Below are 26334 nucleotides of genomic sequence, written 5' to 3'. Positions count from 1 at the left end.
GTCCCCGGGCATCTCCTTGAATGAAATTCTCCGGATAGAGGACTCATGCATGTCTACTTCCCTACAGCAAGCGCAGGACGTCGGCGCGCCGCCTGGTTTCCCATTGAGTTCGGTGCAGCAAGTGATCTGGCTGGATCAGGTGCTGCAGCCGCAACTACCCAACTACAACGTTGGCGTGACGCTAGCGATTGCCGGCGAACTGGACGTGGAGCGATTGAGCCAGGCCGTCGCCGCGACCGCCGCCGCCCACGACGCCCTGCGGCTTGTGCTGCAAAGCAACGGGGGCGTGGCCGGCCAGTCCGTCCTCGCCACGTCGGCGGTGGGGCTGCAACGATTCGACTTCAGCGCGCATGCCGATGCCGAAGCGCGCGCCGACCAGCATTGCCGGCAGGTGTCCGCCACGTCTTTTCCCCTTTATGGCCAGCCGCTATGGTCGGCGCAGTTGCTGCGTGTGCGGGTGGACCGTCATTGCCTCCTGCTGCAATGCCACCATCTGGTCGCCGATGGCGTGGCGGTGGCGCTGCTCTGCCATGCCATTGTGGACAACTACAATCGATTGGGTACGGGCACGGCGGATGTGCCGGAAGCAGGGCCGTCCTATCTGGACTTCCTGGCGGACGATAACGACTATCTTGCTTCGACCCGCTACCAGCGCGACCGGCAGTTCTGGCTGGAGCGTTTCGCCCGCCTGCCGCCGGCCTTGCTGCCGGTACCAGCGCCGGGTGGCGTGCCGCGGCCCGGCGGCCAACTGCGCCTGGCTATCACGCGGCCGCGCTTTGACCGGCTGGTCGCCTATGCCGAGGCGCAAGGCTGCTCGGTGCCGCATTTCATGCTCGCCCTGCTGGCGGCCTACTTCGCGCGCGTCAACGATGTCGGGCAACTGGTGATAGGCGTGCCGGTGCACAACCGCGGCAATGCTCGCCAGAAGCAGACGCTGGGTATGTTCTCTTCCATTATTCCGCTCGCCATCGCGGTCGAGCCGGACCGGTCCTTCGCCGCATTGATGCGGGGCGTGGCGGCTGAGCTGCGTCGCTGCTATCGCCACCAGCGCTTCCCGATCGCCGATCTCAACCGTGCCTTGCGCTTGGCGCAGTCCGGTCGCACACAGTTGTTCGATCTGACGCTGGCCTCGGAAGCCTTTCCCGGCGATTTCGATATCGATGGCTGCGAAGTACGGGTCAATAAGTTGCACCATGGTTTCGAACAGACGCCGCTGGCGGTATGCGTCTGCGATTACCACGCCGGCAGCGAGGTGGAGATCGAGTTCAACTACAACACCGGGTTTTTCACCGGTGCTGAAGTGGCGGCTATCCGGCAGCGCATGGATCTGCTGCTGGACAGCGTATTGGAAGGCGGCGAGCAGCCTGTCGCCGAACTGTCGCTTATGGACGAGGGTGAGCGTCGGCGCGTCTTGCTGGAGTGGAACGACACCGCCCAAGCCTACCCGGCCGATCAGGCCATCCACCAGTTGTTCGAGGCCCAAGTGGCCCGTACGCCGAACGCCATCGCGCTGGTGTGCGAGGGCGAGCAGCTGAGCTATGCCGAGCTCAATGCCCGCGCCAATCGCCTGGCCCATGCGCTGCGGCAAGCCGGGGTGGGGCCGGACCGGCTGGTCGGCCTCTGCGTCGAGCGCAGCGTGGCCATGGTGGTGGGCCTGCTGGCCACCCTCAAGGCAGGCGGCGCCTATGTGCCGCTGGATCCCGACTACCCGGCCGAACGGCTGCGCCATATGTTGCAGGACAGCGCACCCGTGCTGGTCCTGGTCGATCGGGTGGGCGGCGAGGCCCTGGCTACTGCCGGCGCCGAGGGCGCGCGCACCTGGCATCTGCAAGCCGATGCCGCGAACTGGGCCGGGCAGTCTGCCGGCAATCTTCCCGCCGTTAGCCCCGGCCAGCTGGCCTATGTGATCTATACCTCGGGCTCCACCGGCCGGCCAAAAGGGGTGATGAACGAGCATGGCGCGGTGGTGAACCGCTTGCTGTGGATGCAGCAGGCCTACGCGCTGGATGGGCAGGACGTGGTCCTGCAAAAGACGCCGTTCAGTTTTGACGTCTCGGTATGGGAATTCTTCTGGCCCTTGCTGGCCGGCGCCCGCCTGGTGATGGCCCGGCCGGAAGGCCACAAGGACCCGGCCTATCTGGCCGGCTTGATCCGCCAGGCCGGGGTGACCACGCTGCACTTCGTGCCTTCCATGCTGCAGGTCTTTCTGGGGCAGGGGGCGGCGGAGGGATGCGACAGCCTCAAGCGGATATTCTGCAGCGGCGAAGCCTTGCCGGCGGCCTTGGCCCGCCAATGCCTGGCGCGGCTGCCGCAGGCCGAGCTGCACAATCTCTATGGGCCCACCGAAGCGGCCGTGGATGTGACGGCCTGGGCCTGCCGGGCCGACGACCGGCGCACCGCCGTGCCCATCGGCCGGCCCATCGCCAATACCCGGATTTATATCCTCGACAGCCGGCTGCAGCCGGTGCCGGTCGGGGTGGCCGGCGAGTTGTATATCGGCGGCGTGCAGGTGGCGCGGGGCTATCTGAACCAGCCCGAGCTGACGGCTGCGCGTTTTATCGACGATCCCTTCGCCGGTAAGGGCCGCTTGTACCAAAGCGGCGACCAGGCGCGCTGGCTGTCCGACGGCAGCATCGAATACCTGGGGCGCAATGACTTCCAGGTCAAGCTGCGGGGCCTGCGTATCGAGCTGGGCGAGATCGAGGCCTGCCTGGCGCAAGTCGAGGGTGTGCGCGAGGCGGTGGTACTGGCGCGCGAGGATGTGCCGGGTGATATGCGGCTGGTGGCTTACTACAGTGGCGAGGCGCAATCGGCCGAGGCGCTGCGGCAGGTGCTGGGCGGCGCGCTGCCGGCCTATATGGTGCCGGCGGCCTTTGTCCATCTGGCGGCCTTGCCCTTGTCGCCGAACGGCAAGCTGGACCGAAAGGCTTTGCCCGCGCCGCAAGGGGATGCCTATGGCGCGCGCGAATTCGAAGCGCCGCAAGGCGATACCGAGCAGTTGCTGGCCGCCATCTGGGCCGAGCTGCTGAAGATCGAGCAGGTGGGCCGCCACGATAACTTCTTCGAGCTGGGCGGCCATTCGCTGTTGGCCATCAGCCTGATCGAACGGATGCGCCAAGCGGGCTTGCATACCGATGTACGCAGCCTGTTCGGGGCGCCTACCTTGGCCCGCCTGGCCGCGCAACTCAGCGAGACCAGCCTGGAAGTGGCGGTCCCGCCCAATCTGATTCCTGCCGGCGCCGAGCGCATTACCCCCGAGATGCTGACCCTGGTCAGCCTGGACCAGGACGCCATCGATGCGCTGGTCGCCACGGTGGCAGGGGGCGCCGCCAATATGCAGGACATCTATCCGCTGGCGCCCTTGCAGGAGGGCATCCTGTTCCATCATCTGATGGAGCAGGCCGGCGATCCCTATGTGCTGCCTTGCCTGCTGGCCTTCGACGGCAAGGCGCGGCTGGATGGTTTTCTGGCGGCTTTGCAGGCGGTGATCGATCGCCACGATATCCTGCGCACCGGCATCGCCTGGCAGGGTTTGGCACAGCCCTTGCAGGTAGTACACCGACGAGCCGAATTGCCGCTGACCTGGCTGGAACTGGATAGCGCGCAGGGCGATATCGGCTTGCAACTGGAAACACGCTTCGATCCGTGCCGCTACCGGCTGGACGTGGGCAAGGCGCCGCTGTTGAGCTGCCATGCCGCCCGCGACGGGGAGCGCTGGCTGCTGCGCATCTTGTTCCACCATCTCGCTTTCGACCATACCACGCTGGAACGGGTGCTGGCGGAGACCCAGGCGATCGCGCTGGGCCAGCAACTGCCGCCGGCCGGCTCGTTCCGCGACTTGGTGGCACAGGCCAGCCTGGGGCTCAGCCGGCAGGCGCACGAAGCATTCTTTCAGGAGATGCTGGGCGATATCGATGCGCCTACCGCGCCGTTTGATCTGCTGGACGTACAGGGCGATGGCAGCGCGATCGCCGAGGCGCAGCGGACGCTGCCGCTTGATCTGGCGCGCGAGATACGTGGCCAGGCCCGGCGCCAGGGCGTCAGCGTCGCCAGCTTGATGCATCTGGCTTGGGCGCTGGTGCTGGCGCGCTGTACCGGCCGTCGGGATGTGGTGTTCGGTACGGTGCTGTTTGGCCGGATGCAGGGCGGTGCCCGGGCCGATCAGGTGTTGGGGCTGTTTATCAATACTTTGCCGTTACGGGTCGAAGTGGCTGGGCAGCCGTTGGCCGCTACGCTCAAGCACACCCATGCCGCATTGGCGCAACTGCTGCGCCATGAGCATGCGCCGCTGGTCTTGGCCCAGCGCTGCAGCGCGGTGCCGGCCGGCACCCCGTTGTTCACCTCCCTGCTCAATTATCGCTACAGCGCCCAGGCGCAAGCGCCGGACATGGGTGAGGGCATAGCTTTCCTCAGCGGCCACGAGCGCACCAACTACCCCCTGGCCTTGGCCATCGACGACCTGGGTGAGGGTTTTGCCTTGACCGCCCAAGTCAGCGACCGCATCGATCCCCAGCGCATCTGCGATTTGATGGAAACCGCCTTGCACGGTCTGGTGCTGGCCCTGCGCGATACGCCGCAGCTAGCCGTCCAAGCCATCGATGTGCTGCCCGAGCGGGAGCGCGTGCAAGTGCTGGAAAGCTGGAACGACACCGCTGCCGACTATTCGCGCGAGCACTGCGTGCACCAATTGTTCGAAGCGCAGGTGGCGCGTACGCCGGATGCGGTGGCGGTGGAATATGGCCGCAAGCAACTCGGTTATCGCGAGTTGAATGCCCGCGCCAATCGGCTGGCTCACTATCTGCGCGCCCAGGGTGCCGGGCCGGACAGCCTGGTGGCCCTGGCGGTGGAGCGCGGCCTGGATATGCTGGTGGGTCTATTGGGCATCCTGAAAGCCGGAGCCGCCTATGTGCCCCTGGATCCGTCCTATCCGGCCGAACGCTTGGCCCATATGTTGGCCGACGCCCAGCCCTTGCGCCTGCTGACCCAGGCAGCGCTGCTGGCCGATCTGCCGGAAAGCGAGGTGCCGGTGCTGCTGCTGGATGAGCAATGGCAGGCAATCGCCGCCTATCCGGATAGCGATCCGGACCATGCCGGACACGATCCACGGCAATTGGCCTATGTCATCTATACCTCCGGCTCCACCGGCCAGCCCAAGGGCGTGATGGTCGAGCACGGCAATGTGGTCAATCTATGGGCTGGACTGGAGCGGGCGATCCATAAGCAGCATCGGGCCGAGCGTATCAGCCTGAATGCCTCGATTGCCTTTGACGCGGCGGTGCAGCAATGGCTGCAGCTGTTGTCCGGCCGCACCTTGGTGATCGTGCCGGCCTGGGTCAGGCTGGATGGCGCGGCGCTGGGCGAATTTGTCGCGGCCAGCCGCCTGGACGGCTTCGACTGTACTCCCTCGCAACTGGCCCTGCATGAAGCGGCCACCCCGGCACTGACCCTGGTCGGCGGCGAGGCCATCGGCGCGGCGCTTTGGCGCACCTTGGCCGACTCGCCGGGCAAGACTTACTACAACGTCTACGGACCGACCGAGTGTACGGTGGACAGCACGATCGCGCCCATCACCGCGAGCGCTGCCGTGCCGCATATCGGTCGTCCCATCGCCAATGCGCGGCTCTATCTGCTGGACGGGCAGGGGCGTCCGGTGCCGCTGGGTGTGGCCGGCGAGATCCATATCGGCGGGTCGGGGGTGGCGCGGGGCTATCTGAACCAGCCCGAGCTGACGGCTGCGCGTTTTATTGCCGATCCGTTCGCGGCCGGGGGCGGCCGTATGTACAAGACCGGCGACCTGGGCCGCTGGCTGCCCGACGGTACGGTGGAATATCTGGGCCGCAACGACTTCCAGGTCAAGATCCGCGGCTTCCGCATCGAGCTGGGCGAGATCGAAGCCTGCCTGGCCCGGATCGAAGGCGTGGGCGAGGTGACGGTACTGGCCCGCGACGATGTGCCCGGCGATACCCGCCTGGTGGCCTATTTCACCGCTGCCTATCCGCTGTCGGTCGAATTGTTGCGCCATCGGCTGGGCGGGCAGCTGCCGCACCATATGGTGCCGGCAGCCTTTGTCCAGCTGGCGGTGCTGCCGCTGACGCCGAACGGCAAATTGGATCGCCAGGCCCTGCCGGCGCCGGAATCTGCCGCCTATGGTGCGCGCGACTACGTGGCGCCACAAGGCGAGTCGGAAACCGCGTTGGCCGCCATCTGGATGGGCTTGCTCAAGCTCGACCGGGTAGGGCGCCACGACAACTTCTTTGAACTGGGCGGACACTCGCTGCTGGCGGTGCAATTGCTGTCGCGGCTGCGCCAGGCGCTGGATGTAGAACTGCCCTTGGCCGAACTGTTCGATTATCCGCAGCTGGCCCGGTTGGCCGAGCGGCTGGATGGCATGGCCGCGGCCACCCACCACGCGATACGCCGTATTGAACGTAACGGACCCTTGCCCTTATCGCTGGCCCAGCTAAGGCTGTGGTTCCTTAGCCGGATGGACGGTGCCGAGGCCTACCATATCAGCGGCGCCGTGCGTTTGAGCGGCGAGCTGGACCGCGCGGTATTGGGCCGGGCCTTGCAAACCATCGTGGCCCGGCATGAGCCGCTGCGGACCTGTTTTCAACTGGTCGATGGCCAGCCCATGCAGGTTCCGTTGGCGTCCGTCGCGACGGTATTGCAACAGCACGACCTGCGCGGCCATAACGCGGACGCATGGCGTGCATTTAGCGAGACCCTGAGCAAGGAACCCTTCGATCTGGGTAAGGAAGCGCCGCTGCGGGTCGTGCTGCTGCGCCTGCGGGACGAAGAGTATGTATTGCAGCTGATTGTGCATCATATCGCCGCCGACGGCTGGTCCCTGGCGGTCCTGCTGGATGAGTTGAGCAGGCTGTACGCGGCTTATTTGCATGGCCGTCCCGATCCGCTGGCGCCGCTACCCATCCAATATGCCGACTATGCTGCCTGGCAGCGCGATTGGCTGGCGGAAGGGCAGGACCAGGCCGCCTTCTGGCGCGCCAATCTGGCAGGTGCCCCGGCCTTGCTGGAGCTGCCTGCCGACCGGCCCCGGCCGGCCCGGCAGGACCATGCCGGCGCCGCCATCGCGGTCAAACTCGATGCGCAACTGAGCCGGGGCCTGAAAACCCTTGGCCAGCGCCATGGCGTTACGCTCTATATGACCCTGCTGGCCAGCTGGGGCGCCTTGCTGGGTCGTCTGGCCAGCCAGGAAGCCGTCGTGATAGGCAGCCCGGTGGCCGGCCGCAACCGGGCCGAGATCGAGCCCTTGATCGGCTTCTTCGTCAATACCCTGGCTTTGCGGATCGATCTGCAGGACGAGCCCACGGTAGCCGAGCTGCTGAAACGCACCAAGGCGCAGGTCTTGGCCGCGCAAGCCCATCAGGACCTGCCTTTCGACCAGGTGGTGGAGGCACTCAAGCCGCCCCGCAGCCTGGCGCATACGCCCTTGTTCCAGGTCATGCTGGATTGGCACAACACGCCGCCGGCCGAGTTGGTGATGCCCGGTCTGCGCCTGACGCCGCTGGTCCTGCCGCAGCACACTGCCCAGTTCGACCTGACGCTGTCCTTGCAGGAGTCCGCCGATGGCTCGGGCATCGTCGGCAGCCTTAACTACGCCACGGCGCTGTTCGAGCAAGCCACGGCGCAGCGCTACCTTGACTACTGGACCACGCTGCTGGCGGCCATGGTGGCCGACGATCGCATGGTACCGGCCCGCTTGCCGCTATTGTCGGCGGCCGAACACCAGGTGCTGCGTCAATGGAACGATACGGCGCGCGATTACCCGTCCGATGCCTGCGTGCACCGGCTGTTCGAGCAACAGGTGGACGCCACGCCCGCGGCCATCGCGGTGGACGACGGCGAGCACAGGCTGAGCTACGCCGAGCTGAACCGCCAGGCCAACCGCCTGGCCCATCGCCTGTGCCGCTTGGGCGTGGGACCGGATGCCCGGGTGGCGCTGTGTACCGAGCGGGGCGCGCCCATGCTGGTGGCGCTATTGGCCATCCTCAAGGCCGGCGGCGCCTATGTGCCGCTGGACCCGGCCTATCCGGCCGAGCGCATTGCCTACATGCTGGCGGACAGCGCACCGCTGGCGGTGCTGTGCGCCGCGAGCACCCGCGCCCTGGTGGCGCCGCATGTGGCGGCCGGGGTGCCCGTGCTGGACTTGGACGGCGGCGATTGGTGCGGCCAGCCGGACCACAATCCGCGTGTCGAGGGGCTGAGCGCCCGCCATCTGGCCTATGTGATCTACACCTCCGGTTCCACCGGACGCCCCAAGGGCGTGATGATCGAACACCGTGGCCTGGTCAACTACACGCTGGACGCTATCGGCTGGTTCGGGCTGGCGGCGGGCGAGACGGTGCTGCAGCAGAATTCGCTGAATTTCGACCTGTCGATCGAAGAAATCATGCCGGCCCTGCTGGCCGGCGCCACCCTGCTACCCAGCAATGTCCCCTTCGGCCTGGCCGAGACTGCGCTGGCGCCCGGCATGGTGCATTTGACGGCGGCGCACTGGCACAGCCTGGTGGGCGAGTGGAGCCAGGCCGGCGTCACCCCGGCCGCCTTGGCGGGGGTGCGGATGGTGAATGTCACCGGCGATGCCTTGTCGGCCCACAAGCTCAAGCAGTGGGAAGCGCTCAAGCCGGCCGGCACCGGCCTGGTCAATACCTATGGACCGACCGAGATCACGGTTTCGTGCAGCGCCGCCTATGTGCGCTATCAGGCCGGGGTCAGCCGCATCAGCATCGGCAAGCCCTTTGCCAATACCCGTATGTACATCCTCGATGCCCAGCGCGAGCCGGTGCCTTTGGGGGTGGCGGGCGAGCTGTATATCAGCGGCGCCGGGGTGGCGCGCGGCTATCTGAACCTGCCTGAGCTGACGGCGGAGCGCTTTCTGGACGACCCGTTCACGCCAGGCCAACGCATGTACAAGACCGGCGACCTGGCCCGCTGGCTGCCGTGCGGGGAAGTGGAGTTCATCGGCCGCAACGACTTCCAGGTGAAGGTGCGGGGCTTCCGCATCGAGCTGGGCGAGGTGGAGGCCAAGCTGGCCCAGCTGGCCGGCGTGCAGGAAGTGGCGGTGATCGCACGCGAGGACGAGCCGGGCGACAAGCGCCTGGTGGCGTATGTGGTTGGCGCGGAGGTGGACGTAGAGACGCTGCGCCGCCATGCCGTGCAGACGCTGCCGCACTACATGGTGCCGGCGGCCTTCGTGGCGCTGGAGGCCTTGCCGCTGACGCCGAACGGCAAGCTGGACCGGCAGGCGCTGCCGGCGCCGGACGGGCTGGCCTTGGGCGGACGTGTCCATGCCGAGCCTGAAGGCGAAGTCGAGCAGGCGCTGGCGGCCATCTGGGCCGAGCTGCTGAAGCTGGAGCGGGTGGGCCGCCACGACAACTTCTTTGAACTGGGCGGCCATTCGCTATTGGCCGTCAGCCTGATCGAACGCATGCGCCGGGAAGGCCTGCATGCCGATGTCGGCCTGCTGTTCACCGCCACCACGCTGGCGGAGTTGGCGGTGCAATTGCGTCCCGGCGGCGACGAAGTGGTGGTGCCGCCCAATTTGATCCCCCGGCCGGCGGCGCCCGCCAATCCACGGCAAGACGATCTTGCCGATACCAGCGAATTCGAGGAGTTTAGACTTTGACAGTAGAAAACCTATTGACCCGGCTGGCGGAAAAAAACATCCAGTTGCAGGCGGACCAGGGCGAGCTGGTGGTGCGGGCACCCCGTGGCGCCATGGATGCCGAACTGGCGGTTGCCCTGAAGCAATACAAGCAGGCCTTGCTCGACAATCTGCAGCGCATCACGCCGGCCATGCTGACCCTGGTCACGCTGGAACAGGCCGCCATCGACGCCATCGTCGCCACGGTGGAAGGCGGCGCCGCCAATGTGCAGGACATCTATCCGCTGGCGCCCTTGCAGGAGGGCATGCTGTTCCACCATCTGCTGGAATCGCAGGGCGATACCTATCTACTGTCGAATCTGCTGGCATTCCGTAGCAAGGCGCTGCTGGAGGATTTTCTGGCGGCCATGCAGCAGGTCATAGACAGGCACGATGTGCTACGTACCGGCATCGTCTGGGAAGGACTGGCGCAGCCCTTGCAAGTGGTGCGCCGGCAGGCGTGTTTGCCGGTGGAATGGCTGGACCTTGACCCGACGCAGGGCGAGATCGCTACCCAATTGCAAGCCCGCTACGACCCGCGCCATTACCGCCTGGATATCGGCCAGGCACCGCTGCTGCGCTGCCATGCCACGCAGGACGGCGGCCAGGACCGCTGGCTGCTGCAGGTGCTGTCCCATCATCTGGCCATAGACCACACCTCGCTGGAATTGTTGATCGAGGAAGCCCAGGCCATCAGGCAGGGACGCCTGGCCGAGCTGCCGGCGCCGGCACCCTTCCGTAACTTCGTGGCGCAGGCCAGGCTGGGGGTGAGCGAGCAGGAGCACGAGACGTTCTTCAAATCCATGTTGGCCGATATCGATGCCCCGACGGCACCGTTCGATCTGCTGGACGCCGCCGGCGGTATGAAGGAGGCGCGCCGGCGATTGTCGCCCGAACTGGCACAAGCGATCCGGCTGCAGGCCCGCCGGCTGGGCGTGAGCGCCGCCAGCCTGATGCACCTGGCCTGGGGCCTGGTCCTGGCTCGCCTAAGCGGCCGCAGCGCGGTGGTATTCGGCACCGTGCTGTTCGGCCGCATGCAGGGTGGCGCTGCTTCCGACCGGGTGTTGGGCATGCTGATGAATACCTTGCCCCTGCGGCTGGATATCGATGGACAGGGCGTGGAAGCGGCCTTGCGGCAGACCCACGCCTGCCTGGTGCAATTGCTGCGGCACGAACACGCGCCGCTGGCGTTGGCGCAGCGCTGCAGCGGCGTGGCAGCACCCGCGCCCCTGTTTACTTCGTTATTGAACTACCGCTATAGCAGCCAGCCCGGCGAGGGGCAGCTACTGGGCGACATCGAACTATTGGGCGGACAGGAGCGCAGCAACTACCCCGTCAGCCTGGATGTGGACGACTTTGGCAGCGAGCAGGGCTTTATGCTGACCGCGCAAGTACCCGCCAGTGTCGATCCGCGGCTGGTCTGCGACTATGTCGGCGAGGCCCTGACGCAATTGGTACAGGCGCTGGCGCGGCAGCCGCAACTGCCCTTGGCACAGCTGGACGTGCTGCCGGCCGAAGCGCATGGCCGACTGCTGCATGAGTGGAACGCCACCGAGGTCGAATACCAGGGTGGGGCGGCAGTTCACCGCTTGTTCGAAGCCCAGGCGGCGGCTCGGCCGGATGCCATGGCGCTGCGCGAGGGCGAACTTGTGCTCAGCTATGCCGAGCTCAATGCCCGCGCCAACCGGCTGGCCCATCATCTGCGCGCGCTGGGTCTGCAGCCCGATGGGCGAGTCGCGCTGTATGCACGGCGCAGCGCGGCGACGGTGGTGGCCATGCTGGCCACCCTGAAGGCGGGGGGCGCTTATGTCCCGCTGGACCCCGATTATCCGCTTGCACGGCTGCAATATATGTTGCGCGACAGCGGGGCGCTGCTGCTGCTCAAGCAAGGTACCGTACCGCTGGAAATCACCCGTGAACTGGCTGATGGCGCGCGGGTGCTGGATCTGCAAGACGATGCCGGCGACTGGCAAGGTCGGAGCGAACGGGACGGGGAGGCCGAAGCCGACGAGGGCAGCCGGCTGGCCTATGTGTTCTATACCTCCGGCTCCACCGGCCAACCCAAGGGGGTAATGGTCGAGCACCGCAGTGTCCGCAACCAGATACTGATGCTGGCCGAGCGTATCGAGCTGGGGCCGGCTGACCGGGTGCTGCAGTTTGCCTCGCTGTCCTTCGACGGTTCGGTCGAGGAAATCTTCGCCAGCCTGGCGCAGGGTGCCTGCGTGGTGCTGCGTAGCGACGCCTGGCTGACGGATGCCGAGACATTCTGGCGGCTGTGCGCGGATCACGGGATCAGTGTCGTCGATCTGCCCACCCAGTTCTGGACCCAACTGGCCATGGCGGGCCTGCCTGCCCCGGCTTGTGTGCGCCAGGTCATCATCGGCGGCGAGGCGGTCGGCGACAGCGCGCTCCAAGCCTGGTTCGCCGGTACCGGCCGGCGGCCACGCCTGCTGAATACCTATGGTCCGACCGAAGCCACCGTGAGCGCCAGCAGCCATGAGCCTAGCGGGCAGGCCGGCGATTGGCGCAATATCGGCCGGCCGGGCGCCAACACCCGTATCCATATCCTCGACAGCCGCTTGCGGCCGGTGCCGCTGGGCGTGGCCGGCGAGCTGTATATCGGTGGGGTGCAGCTGGCACGCGGTTACCTGAATCTGCCCGAGCTGACCGCCGAGCGCTTTATCGACGATCCGTTCTTGCCAGGTAGCCGGCTGTACAAGAGCGGTGACCTGGGCCGCCGGCTGGCGGACGGCAGCATCGAATACCTGGGCCGCAACGATTTCCAGATCAAGCTGCGCGGTTTCCGGATCGAACTGGGCGAGGTCGAAGCCAAACTCGCCTCGCTGCTGCCTGACGTGGTGGTGATTGCCCGCGAGGACCAGCCGGGCGAAATGCGCCTGCTTGCGTATTACACCGGTGAGCAGCCGGCGGCCGACCTGCGGCAGCAGGCGGCCGTACTGCTACCGGCATATATGGTGCCTGCCGCCTTCGTCCGGCTGGCCGCCTGGCCGCTGTCGCCGAACGGCAAGCTGGACCGCAAGGCATTGCCCGCGCCGGAAGCGGATGCCTATGGCAGCCGCAGCCAGGCAGTCCCGCAGGGCGAAGTCGAAATGGCGCTGGCCGCAATCTGGACCGATCTTTTGAAGATCGAGCAGGTCGGTCGCCATGACAATTTCTTCGCGCTGGGCGGCCATTCGCTGCTGGCGGTGCAATTGCTGTCCCGGCTGCGCCAAACACTGCAAGTGGACCTGCCCTTGGGCGAGCTGTTCGAATACCCGCAATTGGCGCAATTGGCCGTACGGATTGGTGGCGCAGCGGGGGCTAGCCAGTCCGACATTCCGCTGGTCAGCCGCGAGGCTCCTTTGCCGCTGTCGCCGGCCCAGCAGCGGCTGTGGTTTCTCAGCCGCATCGAGGGTGCTGCCGCGGCCTACCACATCAGCGCGGCCGTCTGGTTGACCGGCGAGCTGGACCGCGATGGCTTGCAGCGCGCCTTGCAAGCTATCGTCGATCGCCATGAGGCTTTGCGCACCTGCTACCGACTGGTCGATGGCCAGCCGCGGCAATGCTTGCTGGAGAAGGCCGAATTGGTGCCGCAGGTGCACGACCTGCGTGGTCACGACGACCCCGACTCGGCCGCCCGCCAGCTCGGTGCCGAGCATAGTGCTGCGCCTTTCGCGCTGGACCGCGATCTGCCGATACGGGTCCTGCTGCTGCAGATGCAGACCGGCCAATATGTGCTGCAGTTGGTCATGCACCATATCGCCGCCGATGCCTGGGCCATCGACGTGCTGTTGGACGAACTGAGCCGCCTGTATGGCGCCTTTTTGCGCGGCGAAGCCGACCCGTTGCCTCCCCTGGCCATCCAATATGCCGACTATGCCGCCTGGCATCGCAACTGGTTGGCCGACGACCAGGACCAGGCGGCCTTCTGGCGCGCCAACCTGGCCGGTGCGCCCACGCTGCTGGAGTTGCCCACCGACCGGCCTCGGCCGGCCCAGCAGGACCATGCCGGCGCAGCCATGGAAGTCAGGCTGGATGCGCAGCTGAGCAAGGACTTGAAGGCGCTCAGCCAGCGTCATGGCGCCACCCTGTATATGACTCTGCTGGCCAGCTGGGCGGCCTTGCTCGCTCGGCTGGGCAATCAGGACGAAGTGGTGGTAGGCAGTCCGGTAGCCGGCCGCAACCGGGCCGAGATCGAGCCCTTGATCGGTTTCTTCGTCAACACCCTGGCGCTGCGCATCGATCTGCGCGACGAGCCCACGGTGGCCGACTTGCTGAAGCGCACCAAGGCGCAGGTGCTGGCCGCGCAAGCCCATCAGGACCTGCCCTTCGACCAGGTGGTGGAGGCGCTCAAGCCGCCGCGCAGCCTCAGCCACACGCCGCTGTTCCAGACCATGCTGGACTGGCAAGGGGCACCGGCGGCGGGCTTGTCCTTGCCCGGCCTGACCGTATCGCCGCTGGAGGTGGCCCATACCACCGCCCAGTTCGACCTGACCCTGTCGCTGCATGACGGCGCGGACGGTCTGGCCGGCGTGCTCAATTACGCCACGGCCTTGTTTGAGCCGGCCACCGTGCAGCGTTATCTGGGCTACTGGATCCATCTGCTGCAAGCGATGGTGGCCGGGGAAGACCAAGCGGTGGCAAGCCTGCAGATCCTGGGCGAGGCCGAGCGTACGCAACTGTTGCAATGGTGGAACGACACGAGCACCGAACTGACTCCGCCGACAGCTTGTGTGCACCAATCGTTTGAACAACAGGCAGCCATGCGGCCCGAGGCCATCGCCCTGGTGTGGGGCGAGCAGCAACTGAGCTATGGCGAACTGAACCATCGCGCCAACCAGCTGGCCCACCATCTGCGCAGCCTGGGTGTTGGGCCGGAAGTGCGCGTGGCCCTCTGTCTGGAACGTGGGATGGAGATGGTGGTCGCCATCCTGGCCGTGCTTAAAGCCGGCGGCGCCTATGTGCCGCTGGACCCGGCCTACGCCTCCGAACGGCTGCGCGCCACCCTGGCCGATAGCCAGCCGGCGCTGGTCCTGCTCGACCAGGCCGGCCGTGCCGCGCTGGGCGAACTGGACGGGCACCTTGTGCTCGATCTGCAGGCCGATGCCGCCCGCTGGTCCGGGTTGTCCGGCGACAATCCCGCCGGCGGTGCCGGTCCGCAGCAGCTGGCTTATGTGATCTACACCTCGGGCTCCACCGGCCAGCCCAAGGGCGTGATGGTGGAGCATGGCCAGCTGGCCCGGCTGTTCAGCGCGACCCGCGCCTGGTTCCGCTTCGACGACCAGGATGTCTGGACGCTGTTCCATTCCTTCGGCTTCGACTTCTCGGTATGGGAATTGTGGGGCGCACTCAGCCATGGCGGCCGGCTGGTGGTGGTGCCGCTTGAGACGGCCCGTTCGCCGGCCGATTTCTATGCGCTGCTGTGCGAGCAGGGCGTCACGGTGTTGAACCAGACCCCCAGTGCATTCCAGCAGCTGATCGCGGCCCAGACCGAACAGCCGCACCGGTTGCGGCAGATCGTCTTCGGCGGCGAAGCGCTGGAAACCCGGCTGCTCAAACCCTGGTACGAACGGGCCGGCAACCGCGCCACCCAGTTGGTCAATATGTACGGCATCACCGAGACGACCGTGCATGTCAGCTATTGCCCGCTCTTGGCCAGCGATACCGGCCGGGTCGGCCCCAGCCCTATCGGCGTGCGCATACCCGACCTCCGTCTGTATGTGCTGGACAGCCGGCGCCAGCCGGTACCGGTGGGGGTGACCGGCGAGTTGTATGTGGGCGGCGCCGGGGTGGCCCGTGGCTATCTGAACCAGCCTGAACTGACGGCACAGCGTTTCCTGGCCGATCCGTTCAAGCTCGGGGAGCGCATATACAAGACCGGCGATCTGGGACGCTGGCAGGCGGACGGCACGGTGGCCTACCTGGGGCGCAATGACTTCCAGGTCAAGATCCGTGGTTTCCGGATCGAACTGGGCGAGATCGAGGCCAAGCTGGCGGCCCTGCTGCCCGAAGTGGTGGTGATCGCCCGCGAGGACCAGCCGGGCGATAAGCGGCTGGTGGCCTATTACAGTGGCGAAGCGGTGGCGGCGGAGACGCTGCGCCGCCATGCGGCCGAACATCTGCCGGCCTATATGGTGCCGGCGGCCTATGTCAGGCTGGACCGTCTGCCGCTGACACCGAACGGCAAGCTGGACCGAAAAGCTTTGCCCGCACCGGAAGGGGATGCCTATGGCGCGCGTGAATACGCAGCACCGCAAGGCGACACCGAACAGTTGCTGGCCGCCATCTGGGCCGAGCTGCTGAAGGTCGAGCAGGTGGGCCGCCACGATAACTTCTTCGAGCTGGGCGGCCATTCGCTGTTGGCGGTCAGCCTGATCGAGCGCTTGCGCCAAGCCGGTCTGCATGCCGATGTGCGGGCCTTGTTCAGCAGCCCCACCTTGGCGGAACTGGCCGGCCAGCTGCGTTCGGACAGCCAGGAAGTGGTGGTGCCGCCTAACCTGATTCCCGCCGGTGCCGAGCGGATCACGCCCGATATGCTGACCCTGCTGCAACTGGACCAGGCGGCCATCGATGCCGCTGTGGCGACGGTGGAGGGCGGTGCCGCCAATGTGCAGGATATCTATCCCTTGGCCCCGTTGCAGGAAGGCATCCTGTTCCACCACCTGATGCAGGCCGAGGGCGACCCCTATCTATTGATCAGCCTCTTGGGCTTCGATAGCCGCGAACGCCTGGAAACGTTTCTGGCCGCGTTGCGGCAGGTGATCGCCCGCCACGACATCCTGCGTACCGGCATTGCCTGGGAGGGACTGGACCAGCCGGTACAAGTGGTGCGCCGCCAGGTGTCGCTGCCCTTGCAATGGCTGGCGCTGGATAGTGCCCAGGGCGATATCGCCGAACAGTTGCAAAGCCGTTTCGACCCGCGCCATTACCGTCTGGACGTCAGCCAGGCACCCTTGCTACGTTGCCATGCCGCCGCCGATCCGGCGCAAGGGCGCTGGTTGCTGTGCGTGCTGTCGCACCATCTTGCCGACGACAACACCACCCTGAAACTGCTGCTGGCGGAAGCGCAGGCCATCATGGCCGGCCAGCCTCTGCCGGCGCCTGCCCCCTTCCGCAACCTGGTCGCCCAGGCCCGCCTGGGTACCGGCCGGCCGGCGCACGAGGCTTTCTTCCAGGCCATGCTGGCCGATATCGACAGCCCCACCGCACCCTTTGGCTTGCTGGACGTGCAAGGCGGCAGCGCAATGGCGGAAGTCCAGCAGCGCCTGGCGCCGGAACTGTCGCTGGCGATACGCAGACAGGCGCGGCGGCTGGGCGTCAGCGCCGCCAGCTTGATGCACCTGGCCTGGGCCTTGGTGTTGGCCCGTACCAGCGGCCGCAAGGAGGTGGTGTTCGGTACGGTGTTGCTGGGCCGTATGCAAGGCGGCGCCCAGGCCGACCGGGTATTGGGCCTGTTTATCAATACTCTGCCGCTGCGTATCGATGTGGACGAGGAGGGCGTGGCGGCGGCCTTGCGGCGTACCCATGCCTTGCTGGCGCAATTGCTGCGGCACGAGCACGCCTCGCTGGCCCTGGCGCAGCGCTGCAGCGGCGTGCCGGCGCGGATGCCGCTGTTCACCTCGCTGCTCAATTACCGCCATAGCGAAGAAATGAGCGAGCAGCCGGCCGCTGGCCTGGCGCCGGGCATCAGCCTGCTGGGCGGCTATGAACGTAGCAACTATCCCCTGACGCTGTCGGTGGACGATCTGGGCGAGGACTTCGCGCTGACCGTGCAGGCTGCGGCGGAGGTTGGTCCGCAGCGTGTCTGCGCGCTGATGCGAACCGCGCTGGCTGAATTGCTGCAGGCCTTGCAGCAAGCACCGGACCGCCCGCTGCGCGCGCTGGACGTGCTGCCGGCGGCGGAGCGTGCCCTGTTGCTGGAAGGCTGGAACGACACCGCTGTCGCCTACCCGCGCGAACGCTGCGTACAGCAGTTGTTCGAAGCCCAGGTGGCACGTACGCCGGAGGCCACCGCCCTGGAGCAGGACGAGCGCTGCCTGAATTACCGCGAACTGAATACCCGGGCCAATCGCCTGGCCTGGTATTTGCGCCGGCTGGGCGTGGGGCCGGATAGCCGCGTGGCCATCTGCGCCCACCACGGCGTGGAGCGGGTCGTAGCCATGCTGGCCACGCTGAAGGCCGGCGGCGCCTATGTGCCGCTGGACCCGGCCTATCCGCCGGAGCGGCTGGATTTCATGCTGCGCGACAGCGCCCCGCTGGTGGTATTGAGCGAGGCGCGGCTGAGCCCCGAGGTCAAGGCCCAGCTATGCATCGCCATGGCGGCCTATGGTTCGGCCGGTTCGGTGCTGGACCTGACCGACGATGCCCAGCGCTGGCGCCAGGAAGATACCGGCAATCCGCCGCTGGCGGCGCTGACTTCCGCCCATTTGGCCTATGTCATCTACACCTCCGGCTCCACCGGCAGGCCCAAGGGCGTCATGGTCGAGCATGCCAGCCTGGTCAATCTGCTCTACTGGCATATCGATACCTTCGGCCTGCACGCCGGCAGCCGCAGCGCCGCCACCGCCGGGGTGGGCTTCGATGCCAGCGGCTGGGAAACCTGGCCTGCCCTGTGCAGCGGCGGCAGCCTCTTGCTCCCGCCGGCCGAGACCGACGGCGATCCGCAGTTGCTGCTGCGCTGGTGGCATGCCCAGACCCTGGACGTCAGTTTTCTGGTCACCCCGCTGGCCGAACTGGCCTATGCCGCCGGCCACGCGGCAGCAGGCCCGCATACCTTGCTGACCGGCGGCGACCGGCTGCGGCGCCGGCCGGCCGGGCTGGCGCCCGGCCAGACCCTGGTCAACAACTACGGACCCACCGAGGCTACCGTGGTGGCCACTTCGGGTGTGCTGCGGCGCGACGATAGGGTGCTGCATATCGGCCGGCCCATTGCCAATACCCGGGTCTATATCCTCGATGCCCAGACCCGTCCCGCGCCGATCGGCGTGGCGGGCGAGCTGTATATCGGTGGCGCGCAACTGGCGCGTGGCTATCTGAATCAAGCCGAGCTGACCGCAGCGCGCTTTATCGCCGATCCGTTTGTGTCCGGGGGCCGGCCATCCGGGGGCCGGCTGTACCGGACCGGCGATCTGGCCCGTTGGTTGGCCGATGGCAATATCGAGTACCTGGGGCGCGCCGATGCCCAGCTGAAGATACGCGGTTACCGCATCGAACCCGGCGAGGTCGAGGCATGCCTGGCCCAGGTCGAGGGCGTGGTCGAAGTGGCGGTGCTGGCCAGCCAGGAGGATGGGGGCGAGGCGCGGCTGCTGGCTTATTACAGCGCCACGACCGAGCTGACCGAGGCGCTGCGCCAATATGCGGCCCAATACCTGCCGGCCTATATGGTGCCGGCCGCCTTTATCCAACTACCGAGCTTGCCGCTCACCCCGAATGGCAAGCTCGATCGCCAGGCCCTGCCGCAGCCGGGCCGGCTCGGTGTCGCCGACTACCAGGCGCCGCAAGGCCGCTGCGAGCAAGCCTTGGCACTTGTCTGGGCCGAACTGCTGCAATTGGAAAAAATAGGGCGTCACGACAACTTCTTCGAGTTGGGCGGACATTCCCTGCTGGCAATGCAGCTATTGTCGCGGCTGCGCCAGCAATGGCAAGTCGAGCTGCCGCTCAGCGATTTGTTCGATCATCCGCAATTGGACCGCTTGGCCGCGCGGCTCGACGGCATGGCCGTGGTCGCGCAGCAGGCCATTCCCCTGGTCGGCCGTACCGGACCGCTGCCCTTGTCGCTTGCGCAGCAGCGCTTATGGTTCCTGAGCCGGATGGAAGGTGCCGGCGAGGCTTACCATATCAGCGGTGCCGTCCGGCTGCGCGGCGATTTGGACCGGCAGGTGCTGGGCCGGGCACTGCAAGCCATCGTGGCTCGCCATGAGGCCTTGCGGACCTGCTTCCAGCTGGTCGATGGCCAGCCCAGGCAGGTCTTGCGCGACGATGCCCAGCTGGTACTGCGGCAGCATGACTTGCGTGGCCAGGATGAGCAGGCCTGGCTGGCGCTGAGCGCGTCGCACAGCGCGGAACCGTTCGACCTGGCGCATGCCTTGCCCTTGCGGGCCTTGCTGCTGCGCCTGCGCGAGCACGAGTATGTGCTGCAGATCGTCATGCACCATATCTGTTCGGATGGCTGGTCGGTTGGTGTACTGCTGGATGAGTTGAGCAGGCTCTACGCGGCCTTTCTGCATGGCCGCCCCGACCCCTTGCCGCCGCTGGCGCTGCAATATGCCGACTACGCCGCCTGGCAACGCGGCTGGCTGGCCGAGGGCCAGGATCAGGCGGCCTTCTGGCGCGCCAACCTGGCCGGCGCGCCGACCCTGCTGGAACTGCCCACCGACCGGCCCCGGCCGGTCCAGCAGGACCATGCCGGTACTTCCGTGGCACTGCAACTGGATGCGCAACTGAGCCGCGATCTGAAGGCGCTTGGCCAGCGCCATGGCGTCACCTTGTATATGACCCTGCTGGCCAGCTGGGGCGCCTTGCTGGGCCGCTTGGCCAGCCAGGACGAGGTGGTGATGGGCAGCCCGGTGGCGGGCCGCAACCGAGCCGAAATCGAGCCTTTGATCGGCTTTTTCGTCAACACCCTGGCGCTGCGCATCGATCTGCGCGGCGAGCCCAGCGTGGCCGAATTGCTGAAGCGTACCAAAGCCCAGGTGCTGGCCGCGCAAGCGCATCAGGACTTGCCTTTCGACCAGGTGGTGGAGACACTCAAACCGCCCCGTAGCCTGGCGCATACGCCGTTGTTCCAGGTCATGCTGGACTGGCACAACACGCCGGCTGCCGAGCTGACCATGCCTGGCCTGCACCTCGATGAAATCGATACGCCGCTGGCCACGGCCCAGTTCGATCTGATGCTATCGCTGTATGAGGGCGAGGACGGCATCGCCGGGGGGCTGAACTACGCCACCGCCTTGTTCGACCGCGAAACGGCGCAAGGCTTGCTGGATTATTGGCGCCGGCTATTGCAAGCCATGGTGGCCGACGAGGAGGGCATCGTCAGCCGTCTGCCGCTTTTGGACGCGGCCCAGCGCGAACAGGTATTGAGGGGCTGGAACGGCACGGCGCGCGACTACCCGCACGATGCCTGCGTGCACCAGCTGTTCGAGCAACAGGTGGACGCCACGCCCGCGGCCATCGCGGTGGACGACGGCGAGCACAGGCTGAGCTACGCCGAGCTGAACCGCCAGGCCAACCGCCTGGCCCATCGCCTGTGCCGCTTGGGCGTGGGACCGGATGCCCGGGTGGCGCTGTGTACCGAGCGGGGCGCGCCCATGCTGGTGGCGCTATTGGCCATCCTCAAGGCCGGCGGCGCCTATGTGCCGCTGGACCCGGCCTATCCGGCCGAGCGCATTGCCTACATGCTGGCGGACAGCGCACCGCTGGCGGTGCTGTGCGCCGCGAGCACCCGCGCCCTGGTGGCGCCGCATGTGGCGGCCGGGGTGCCCGTGCTGGACTTGGACGGCGGCGATTGGTGCGGCCAGCCGGACCACAATCCGCGTGTCGAGGGGCTGAGCGCCCGCCATCTGGCCTATGTGATCTACACCTCCGGTTCCACCGGACGCCCCAAGGGCGTGATGATCGAACACCGTGGCCTGGTCAACTACACGCTGGACGCTATCGGCTGGTTCGGGCTGGCGGCGGGCGAGACGGTGCTGCAGCAGAATTCGCTGAATTTCGACCTGTCGATCGAAGAAATCATGCCGGCCCTGCTGGCCGGCGCCACCCTGCTACCCAGCAATGTCCCCTTCGGCCTGGCCGAGACTGCGCTGGCGCCCGGCATGGTGCATTTGACGGCGGCGCACTGGCACAGCCTGGTGGGCGAGTGGAGCCAGGCCGGCGTCACCCCGGCCGCCTTGGCGGGGGTGCGGATGGTGAATGTCACCGGCGATGCCTTGTCGGCCCACAAGCTCAAGCAGTGGGAAGCGCTCAAGCCGGCCGGCACCGGCCTGGTCAATACCTATGGACCGACCGAGATCACGGTTTCGTGCAGCGCCGCCTATGTGCGCTATCAGGCCGGGGTCAGCCGCATCAGCATCGGCAAGCCCTTTGCCAATACCCGTATGTACATCCTCGATGCCCAGCGCGAGCCGGTGCCTTTGGGGGTGGCGGGCGAGCTGTATATCAGCGGCGCCGGGGTGGCGCGCGGCTATCTGAACCTGCCTGAGCTGACGGCGGAGCGCTTTCTGGACGACCCGTTCACGCCAGGCCAACGCATGTACAAGACCGGCGACCTGGCCCGCTGGCTGCCGTGCGGGGAAGTGGAGTTCATCGGCCGCAACGACTTCCAGGTGAAGGTGCGGGGCTTCCGCATCGAGCTGGGCGAGGTGGAGGCCAAGCTGGCCCAGCTGGCCGGCGTGCAGGAAGTGGCGGTGATCGCACGCGAGGACGAGCCGGGCGACAAGCGCCTGGTGGCGTATGTGGTTGGCGCGGAGGTGGACGTAGAGACGCTGCGCCGCCATGCCGTGCAGACGCTGCCGCACTACATGGTGCCGGCGGCCTTCGTGGCGCTGGAGGCCTTGCCGCTGACGCCGAACGGCAAGCTGGACCGGCAGGCGCTGCCGGCGCCGGACGGGCTGGCCTTGGGCGGACGTGTCCATGCCGAGCCTGAAGGCGAAGTCGAGCAGGCGCTGGCGGCCATCTGGGCCGAGCTGCTGAAGCTGGAGCGGGTGGGCCGCCACGACAACTTCTTTGAACTGGGCGGCCATTCGCTATTGGCCGTCAGCCTGATCGAACGCATGCGCCGGGAAGGCCTGCATGCCGATGTCGGCCTGCTGTTCATGGCGCCCACCCTGGCGGACATGGCTGCTGCCACCACCCAATTGATGGAGATTGTGCTTTGACCGTAATCGATCTGATCAGTCTGCTGGATAGCAAGGGTATCGCACTCGCGCTAAAGGGTAAGGACCTGGCCGTCAGCGGCGACCAAAAGGCCTTGGGCGACCCGCAATTGCTCGCCATGCTGCGCCAACACAAACCGGCCCTGGTGGAACTGCTGCAAAGCGGCCAACAGCTGGGTAGCGGGGTGGGCGGCGCCGTGCCGGTGCCGCCCCTGCTGATCCCCGCCGGGACCGAGCGCATCACGCCGGCCATGCTGACCCTGGTCACGCTGGAGCAGGCCGCCATCGACGCCATCGTCGCCACGGTGGAAGGCGGCGCCGCCAATGTGCAGGACATCTATCCGCTGGCGCCCTTGCAGGAGGGCATGCTGTTCCACCATCTGCTCAACCCCGCCGCCGACGCCTACGTGGAGGCCTATTTGCTGGCCTTCCGCTCGAAAGCGCGGCTGGAGCGCTTCCTGGCGGCGCTGCAAACGGTGATGGACCGCCACGATATCCTGCGTACCGGCATCGTCTGGGAAGGATTGGCGCAGCCCTTGCAAGTGGTGCGCCGGCAAGCGCGGCTACCGCTGGCGTGGCTGGAACTGGACCCGGCACAAGGGGAGATCGCCGCGCAATTGCAAAGCCGCTTCGATCCCCGCCACTACCGCCTGGATATCGGCCAGGCGCCGCTGCTGCGCTGCCATGCCGCGCAGGACCCGGCCCAGGGCCGCTGGCTGCTGAACGTGTTGTCGCACCATCTGGCCATCGACCACACCACCTTGGCGCTGCTGATCGAGGAAGCCCAGGCCATCGAGCAGGGCCAACTGGATCGCTTGGCGCCGCCGGTGCCGTTCCGTAATTTTGTCGCGCAGGCCCGGCTGGGTGTCAGCGAGCGGGCGCACGAAGTTTTCTTCAGCGAGATGCTGGCCGATATCGATGCGCCGACCGCACCCTTCGGCCTCATGGACGTGCAGGGCGACGGGAGCGATATCGTCGAAACCCGCACGCTGCTGGACCCCGAGATGGCGCAAGCGCTGCGCGCCCAGGCACGCCGCCTGAATGTCGGCGCCGCCAGTGTGGTGCACCTGGCCTGGGCTCTGGTCCTGGCCCGTCTCAGCGGCCGCAGCGCCGTGGTGTTCGGTACCGTGCTGTTCGGCCGCATGCAGGGCGGTGCCGAGGCCGACCGGGTGCTGGGCATGCTGATGAATACCTTGCCCTTGCGGCTGGATATCGATGGACAAGGCGTGGAGGCGGCCTTGCGGCAGACCCATGCCCGCCTGGTGCAGTTGCTGCGGCACGAACATGCGCCGTTGGCGCTGGCCCAGCGTTGCAGTGGCGTGGCAGCGCGGACGCCCTTGTTTACTTCCTTGCTGAACTACCGCCATAGCGAGGAGACGGCAGTACCCAGCGCTGCCGGTGAGGACGATATCGATATCCTGCTGGGCCACGAGCGCACCAATTATCCGCTGACCCTGACGGTGGATGATCTGGGCAGGGACTTCGCCATCACCGCCCAGGTGAGCGCAGAGATCGATCCGCAGCGGGTATGCGATTTTATGCTGACCGCCCTGGCGCAATTGCTGCGGGCCTTGCAGCAAGCACCCCAGCAGGCGCTGTACGATATCGACGTCCTGCCTTCCCCGGAGCGGGCGCAGGTACTGGCCGGCTGGAACGACACCGCCCAAGCCTACCCGGCCGATCAGGCCATCCACCAGCTGTTCGAGGCCCAAGTGGCCCGTACGCCGAACGCCATCGCGCTGGTGTGCGAGGGCGAGCAGCTGAGCTATGCCGAGCTCAATGCCCGCGCCAATCGCCTGGCCCATGCGCTGCGGCAAGCCGGGGTGGGGCCGGATCGGCTGGTCGGCCTTTGCGTCGAGCGCAGCGTGGCCATGGTGGTGGGCCTGCTGGCCACCCTCAAGGCCGGCGGCGCCTATGTGCCGCTGGACCCGGACTACCCGGCCGAGCGGCTGCGCCATATGTTGCAGGACAGCGCGCCCGTGCTGGTCCTGGTCGATCGGGTGGGCGGCGAGGCCCTGGCTACTGCCGGCGCCGAGGGTGTGCACAGCTGGCATCTGCAAGCCGATGCCGCGAACTGGGCCGGGCAGTCTGCCGGCAATCTTCCCGCCGTTAGCCCCGGCCAGCTGGCCTATGTGATCTATACCTCGGGCTCCACCGGCCGGCCAAAAGGGGTGATGAACGAGCATGGCGCGGTGGTGAACCGCTTGCTGTGGATGCAGCAGGCCTACGCGCTGGATGGACAGGACGTGGTCCTGCAAAAGACGCCGTTCAGTTTTGACGTCTCGGTATGGGAATTCTTCTGGCCCTTGCTGGCCGGCGCCCGCCTGGTGATGGCCCGGCCGGAAGGCCACAAGGATCCGGCCTATCTGGCCGGTTTGATCCGCCAGGCCGGGGTGACCACGCTGCACTTCGTGCCTTCCATGCTGCAGGTCTTTCTGGGGCAGGGGGCGGCGGAGGGATGCGACAGCCTCAAGCGGATATTCTGCAGCGGCGAAGCCTTGCCGGCGGCCTTGGCCCGCCAATGCCTGGCGCGGCTGCCGCAGGCCGAGCTGCACAATCTCTATGGGCCCACCGAAGCGGCCGTGGATGTGACGGCCTGGGCCTGCCGGGCCGACGACCGGCGCACCGCCGTGCCCATCGGCCGGCCCATCGCCAATACCCGGATTTATATCCTCGACAGCCGGCTGCAGCCGGTGCCGGTCGGGGTGGCCGGCGAGTTGTATATCGGCGGCGTGCAGGTGGCGCGGGGCTATCTGAACCAGCCCGAGCTGACGGCTGCGCGTTTTATCGACGATCCCTTCGCCGGTAAGGGCCGCTTGTACCAAAGCGGCGACCAGGCGCGCTGGCTGTCCGACGGCAGCATCGAATACCTGGGGCGCAATGACTTCCAGGTCAAGCTGCGGGGCCTGCGTATCGAGCTGGGCGAGATCGAGGCCTGCCTGGCGCAAGTCGAGGGTGTGCGCGAGGCGGTGGTACTGGCGCGCGAGGATGTGCCGGGTGATATGCGGCTGGTGGCTTACTACAGTGGCGAGGCGCAATCGGCCGAGGCGCTGCGGCAGGTGCTGGGCGGCGCGCTGCCGGCCTATATGGTGCCGGCGGCCTTTGTCCATCTGGCGGCCTTGCCCTTGTCGCCGAACGGCAAGCTGGACCGAAAGGCTTTGCCCGCGCCGCAAGGGGATGCCTATGGCGCGCGCGAATTCGAAGCGCCGCAAGGCGATACCGAGCAGTTGCTGGCCGCCATCTGGGCCGAGCTGCTGAAGATCGAGCAGGTGGGCCGCCACGATAACTTCTTCGAGCTGGGCGGCCATTCGCTGTTGGCGGTGCAACTGCTGTCGCGGCTGCGTCAATCGCTGCAAGTGGACGTGCCGCTGGGCGAGCTGTTCGAATACCCGCTGCTGGCGCAACTGGCGGAGCGTCTGGCTGCCTGCGCCCCGCGCAGCAGCAGGCCATCCCGCCGGCCGACCGTGGCGGCCCCTTGGCCTTGTCGCTGGCCCAGCAGCGGCTGTGGTTCCTGAGCCAGATGGAGGGCAGCAGCGAGGCCTACCATATCAGCGGCGCCGTGCGTTTGAGCGGTGAGCTGGATAAGCCGGTGCTGGTCCGGGCGCTGCAGGCCATCGTGGCCCGCCATGAAGCCCTGCGGACATGCTTCCAACTGCACGACGGCCAGCCGCTGCAAATCGTCCGGGACGATATCGCCCTGGCGGTGCAGCAGCACGATCTGCGCGGCCAGGATGATGCTGCCTGGCAGGCCATCGCCGCCACCCACGGCGCGGCCCCTTCGATCTGACGCAGGCC

Annotated in this window: 4 protein-coding genes; all 4 read left to right on the top strand. The window is 67.0% G+C overall.

The window, feature by feature from the left end:
• The first annotated feature begins 49 nt into the window (after positions 1–49).
• The 4 genes from FNU76_RS03360 to FNU76_RS24980 are packed head-to-tail and all read left to right on the top strand — an operon-like array spanning position 50 to position 26326.
• A complete protein-coding gene (locus FNU76_RS03360; RefSeq protein ID WP_143856395.1) occupies positions 50–9646 on the top strand; it encodes a non-ribosomal peptide synthetase in 9597 nt (3198 codons plus the stop codon).
• Positions 9643–22542: a non-ribosomal peptide synthetase gene (locus FNU76_RS03355; RefSeq protein WP_179958328.1), complete on the top strand. Its 12900-nt coding sequence runs from the start codon at positions 9643–9645 to the stop codon at positions 22540–22542. Before FNU76_RS03360 ends, FNU76_RS03355 begins: the two co-directional genes overlap by 4 nt.
• Complete coding sequence (locus FNU76_RS24985; RefSeq protein ID WP_308418605.1) at positions 22539–26054, top strand: non-ribosomal peptide synthetase; 3516 nt, start codon at positions 22539–22541, stop codon at positions 26052–26054. The genes FNU76_RS03355 and FNU76_RS24985 overlap by 4 nt, the downstream gene beginning before the upstream one ends.
• Entirely contained in the window at positions 26015–26326 is a 312-nt protein-coding gene (locus tag FNU76_RS24980) for a condensation domain-containing protein (protein ID WP_308418604.1), read from the top strand. The genes FNU76_RS24985 and FNU76_RS24980 overlap by 40 nt, the downstream gene beginning before the upstream one ends.
• Positions 26327–26334: the final 8 nt, after the last annotated feature.

The organism is Chitinimonas arctica (assembly GCF_007431345.1).
Lineage (GTDB): Bacteria > Pseudomonadota > Gammaproteobacteria > Burkholderiales > Chitinimonadaceae > Chitinimonas > Chitinimonas arctica.
Note: the sequence above shows the minus strand (reverse complement) of the source record. Positions and strands in the feature narration are given on the sequence as shown.